Consider the following 4949-nt stretch of genomic DNA (forward strand, 5'->3'; position numbering starts at 1 on the left):
GGCTTTCACCCGTAGGTCGTATGCGGTATTAGCGTAAGTTTCCCTACGTTATCCCCCACGAAAGAGTAGATTCCGATGCATTCCTCACCCGTCCGCCACTCGCCACCCATAAGAGCAAGCTCTTACTGTGCTGCCGTTCGACTTGCATGTGTTAGGCCTACCGCCAGCGTTCACTCTGAGCCAGGATCAAACTCTTCACTTAAAACTACATGTCCGAAGACAATAACTTTAGCTGCAGAAGTTCAACCACTGGCAACGTTTCGCTTGCATTAAAACAATTGAATCATTGCTTGATTAAACGTCTGCAAGATGGACAGTCATCCATTCCTGCAGGCGTCCTCACAAGATACCTGCGCATACTTTCAAAGAACTTCGAATCGGGCCTCAGCGCCTTCTTCGTAGGCTGCGACGTTTCCGTCGTAGCGAGCCGCCCATTATATGGGGGCTTTTCTGCTTCGTCAACACCTCATTTCGAGGCGGTAACTTCAAGCTTTCCTTCCGCTTGCGCCTCTTGCGAGGCCCCTGCGTCGGGGGAGGTGAAGTATGTGCTTCTTTGCGGGGTTTGTGAAGGGGGTGTTGGAGGTTTTTTCCAACTTTCGTTCATTGGGCCGCTGGAGAAGCGGGGAGTGCTTGGTTTGCACCTTATTAGTGTGCGGGGGCAATGCTCTCCAGATGTGCTGATTGGGTTTGCGGTGGCGCTGGAACAACTCCGCCTCGCCCTGCCCTCACCCCAACCCCTCTCCCGCACGCGGGAGAGGGGCTTTAGTCATTCTGGGCTTTGAGCCCTTATGCGCTTGCCACCAGCAGGACGCGGGCGAAAGTGCGCTTGCCTACCTGCAGCAGGCCTTCGAAGCCGGGCTGCAATACGGTCTGGGCGTCTTCGACCACTTCGCCATCCACCTTTACCGCACGCTCCTTGAGCTTGCGCGAGGCTTCGGAATTGCTCGGGGTCAGGCCGGCGGCGGTCAGCAGGGCGCCGATACGCAGGCCTTCGGCCGGGATGGCGACTTCCTGCAGCGGCAGCTGGGTGATGTCGCCCTGCCCGGTCACCGCGGCACTCCAACCAGCAATCGCCTGTTCGGCGGCGGCGGCATCGTGGAAACGGGTGGTCAGTTCGCGCGCCAGGCGCAGCTTGATCTCACGCGGGTTGATGGTGCCGGCCTCGACGTCGGCCCGCAGCTGCTTGGCCTCGTCGATGGAGATGTCGAAGCTGAGCAGGTCGATCCAGCGCCACATCAAGGTGTCGTCCACCTTCATGGTCTTGGTGACCATGTCGATGGCCGGTTCGCTGATACCAATATAGTTGTTCAGCGACTTGGACATCTTGTTGACGCCGTCCAGGCCCTCCAGCAAGGGCATGGTCAGCACGATCTGTGCCTTCTGACCGTGGTGTTCCTGCAGGCCACGGCCCATCAGCAGGTTGAACTTCTGGTCGGTGCCGCCGAGCTCGACGTCCGCTTCCAGTGCCACCGAGTCGTAGCCCTGCACCAGCGGGTAGAGGAATTCGTGGATGGCGATGGACTGCTGGGCGGCGTAGCGCTTGGCGAAATCGTCGCGCTCGAGCATGCGGGCGACGGTGTGCTGGCCGGCCAGGCGGATCATGTCGGCCGCAGTCATCTTGCCGAACCATTCGGAATTGAAGCGGACTTCGGTCTTTTCCCGGTCCAGCACCTTGAACACCTGCTCTTCATAGGTGCGCGCATTGGCCAGCACGTCTTCCTTGCTGAGCGGCTTGCGGGTCAGGCTCTTGCCAGACGGGTCGCCGATCATGCCGGTGAAGTCGCCGATCAGGAAAATGACCTGGTGGCCGAGGTCCTGGAACTGACGCAGCTTGTTCAGCAATACGGTGTGGCCGAGGTGCAGATCCGGTGCGGTGGGGTCGAAGCCGGCCTTCACACGCAGTGGGCGACCGCTTTCCAGACGCTGGAGCAGTTCTTCCACTTTGAGGATTTCATCGGCTCCGCGACCGATCAGGGCAAGGGCTTCATCAATCGAGGACACGCTAAAACTCCCGACTTCGCAGTCAAAAACATGAATGGTGTTAAGTACAAGTTAACCACGTTAGCCGATTGAAAAGCCATGCGGCTCAATGGTTTGACGCGGTATTGATAGGTGTCTATGTTACCTGCGTTTGGGCCCGCGATCCGGGTCGACCAGAGAACCGACCGATGTCCCAACCCGATCATGGCTCCGCGCGCAAACAGCGCTTCCAGGAAAGACTCCACGTCCTGCACGACAACGCCCTGCATCGGAAGTTGAAGGAACATCTGCCCGCCGCGTTCAACGAACGTTGGAACCGGCGGCATTGGATCCATGCCAGCCTGTTCGTCACCATCGGTGCGTTGGCGGCCACGATCGTTCCCGGCTTTTCCAATTCCATCGACAGCAACCTGCCGTCGGCGCATTCCACGCTTGCCCTGCCCTTGCCTCCGCTGTCTCTAGCGCGCCGCGGCGAAACCCCGGGCGACAGCTGGCAGATCCAACGTGTAGCGCGTGGCCAGACCCTGAGCGACCTGTTTGAAGCCGCTGGTGTGCCGGCGACCACCATGCAGAAGGTGCTTGACCATCCCGGTACCCGCGAGGTGCTGACCAAGCTGCGCCCCGGCGCGGAAATCGCCTTCGACCTGCCGGTCAATGGCGCGCTGCGCACGATCCGCTTCGACCGCGATGCCAATCACCGCGTGGAACTGACCCTGCAAGGCGACCAGATCCGCGAAAAGGTCAGCGAGCGTGCAACCAGCACCCGCACCGTGGTGGCCAGCGGTGAAATCACCAGTTCGCTGTACAACGCCGCGCGCAAGGCTGGCTTGTCGCCGTCAGCCATCGCCACGATGACCGATGAAATCTTCAAGTACGACATCGACTTTTCCAAGGACCTGCAGCCGGGCGACCGCTTCAGCGTGGTGCTGGACGAAACCTGGCGCGAAGGCGAGCGCATCGACACCAGCAAGATCCTGGCCGCGACCTTCCAGACCGGCGGCAAGACCTATACCGGCTTCCGTTTTGATCGCGGCGGCAAGGAGGAGTACTTCGACCTCAATGGCCGTTCGCTGAAGAAGAGCTTCATCCGCTCGCCGATCCAGTTCGCCCGCCTCAGCTCGAACTTCGGCACCCGCCGCCACCCGATCCTGGGCACGATGCGCACCCACAAGGGCGTGGACTACGCCGCGCGCACCGGCACCCCGATCATGGCCGCCGGCGACGCCCGCGTGCAATTCGCCGGCACCCAGCGTGGCTACGGCAATGTGGTGATCCTCGACCACGGCAGCGGCCACACCACGCTGTACGGGCATATGTCGCGGCTTGGCCCCTACCGTGCAGGCCAGCGCGTGAACCAGGGCCAGGTGATCGGCTATGTGGGCTCCACCGGCATGTCGACCGGCCCGCACCTGCATTACGAATTCCGCGTCAACGGCGTGCACCGCAACCCGCTGTCGGTGACGATGCCGCCGCCGCAGCCGCTGCAGGGCGCCGATCTGGCCGCCTTCCGGGCACAGACCGCACCGGCGATGGCGCGTATCCGGGGTATGGAAGAACTGATCTACGCCGATGCCGGCGACAGCAAGAAGCCGGCGGCAACCCAGACTGCCGCAGCTACACCTGCAGCCGGCGGCAAGCGCGGCTGAGCCGACGCAACACCGTTGACGACACGGGCAGGGAGCTTGAAGCTTCCCTGCCCGTTTCTTTTTTGCGACCGCCATGAACTCTGTTGATCCGCAGCTGCCGTTGTTTCTTGGCCTGATGTCCGGCACCAGCGCCGACGGCATCGATGCGGCGCTGGTGCAGTTTCCGCCGAGCGGCGGATGCCGCTTCGTGCACGGTCATACCCACACCTGGGACGGCGCGACCCGCGCTGTCCTGATCGCTCTGGGGCAAGGCGGTGAACCTGCGTCGATGGATGCATTGGGGCAACTGGATGCCAGCGTCGGCATCGCCTTCGCCGCAGCGGCCAACCAGCTGCTGGAAGATGCCGGAGTGCGACACGAACAGGTGCAGGCTATCGGCTCGCATGGGCAGACCATCCGTCACCGGCCGCTGAGCACCCCGGCGTTCACCTGGCAGATTGGCGATGCCAACCGTATTGCCGAACTGACCGGCATCACCACCGTTGCCGACTTCCGCCGCCGCGATGTGGCCGCAGGTGGACATGGCGCGCCACTGATGCCTGCTTTCCATCTGGCGATGCTGGGCAGTGCAGACGAAGACCGTGCAGTGCTCAATCTCGGCGGCATCGCCAACCTGAGCCTGATCGCTCGTGACGGCAGCATCCGCGGTTTCGATACCGGCCCGGCCAATGCCTTGCTGGATGGCTGGTGCCAACGCCATCTTGGTCATGCGTTTGATGCTGACGGGGCGTTTGCTGCCAGTGGTCGGGTGGATGAAGGTTTGTTGGCGCGATTGTTGGCTGAGCCGTGGTTTGCGCTGCCGCCGCCGAAGAGCACCGGCCGTGAGCAGTTCCACCTGGAATGGGTGGAGGCGCAACTGGATGCGGCGCCTTTGGCGCCCGCTGATGTGCAGGCGACGCTGCTGGAGCTGACCGCAGCCACGGTAGCCGATGCGCTGCTGTCACAGCTGCCGGCTGCGCGGCGCGTGCTGGTCTGCGGTGGCGGCGTACGCAACCCGCAGTTGCTGTCGCGATTGCAGGCGCGGTTGCCGGGCGTGCTGATCGGATCCAGTGCCGAGCACGGATTGGACCCGGATTACATGGAAGCGATGGGGTTTGCGTGGTTGGCGCAGGAAACCCTGGCTGGGCGGCCGGGCAATCTGCCCAGCGTCAGCGGCGCGCGCGGGCCGAGGATTCTTGGCGCGATTCATTTGGCGTGAGCCCCCGGTTTGTAGGAGCGGGGGAGTGACCCCCGCCCCCCCCCCAGCGCCCCCCCCGGGAAACCAAAAAAAACACAACGCCCGCAGGTAAGCCAACCCGCCCCCCCCGCGGGGTGTCCGCGGCG

The 4949-nt window shown here is 62.7% G+C and carries 3 protein-coding genes and 1 rRNA gene (1 of these 4 only partly in view); 2 read left to right on the plus strand and 2 right to left on the minus strand.

The features are described from left to right. Both ACVOLZ_RS21595 and tyrS read right to left on the minus strand, forming a co-directional pair. Positions 1-202: ribosomal RNA gene (locus tag ACVOLZ_RS21595) — 16S ribosomal RNA — on the minus strand; it reaches 1345 nt to the left of the window's first position. A 584-nt stretch (positions 203-786) separates the two neighbouring features. Beyond that, the gene (tyrS, locus tag ACVOLZ_RS21600; protein ID WP_481517920.1) at positions 787-2001 is read right to left on the minus strand and encodes a tyrosine--tRNA ligase; all 1215 of its coding nucleotides are present in this window, start codon (positions 1999-2001) and stop codon (positions 787-789) included. A 167-nt stretch (positions 2002-2168) separates the two neighbouring features. Between tyrS and ACVOLZ_RS21605 the strand changes: the two genes are divergently transcribed. Together ACVOLZ_RS21605 and ACVOLZ_RS21610 are read left to right on the plus strand one after the other, a co-directional pair. Next, positions 2169-3626: a peptidoglycan DD-metalloendopeptidase family protein gene (locus tag ACVOLZ_RS21605; RefSeq protein WP_481517921.1), complete on the plus strand. Its 1458-nt coding sequence runs from the start codon at positions 2169-2171 to the stop codon at positions 3624-3626. A gap of 73 nt (positions 3627-3699) precedes the next feature. Next, a complete protein-coding gene (locus tag ACVOLZ_RS21610; RefSeq protein WP_481517922.1) occupies positions 3700-4824 on the plus strand; it encodes an anhydro-N-acetylmuramic acid kinase in 1125 nt (374 codons plus the stop codon). The last annotated feature ends 125 nt before the right edge of the window (positions 4825-4949 follow it).

The organism is Stenotrophomonas sp. STEN020 (assembly GCF_056760195.1).

Coding starts and splice junctions, on each gene's coding strand:
- ACVOLZ_RS21610 (WP_481517922.1), top strand. CDS start 3,700: ATGAACTCTGTTGATCCGCAGCTGCCGTTGTTTCTTGGCCTGATGTCC.
- ACVOLZ_RS21605 (WP_481517921.1), top strand. CDS start 2,169: ATGTCCCAACCCGATCATGGCTCCGCGCGCAAACAGCGCTTCCAGGAA.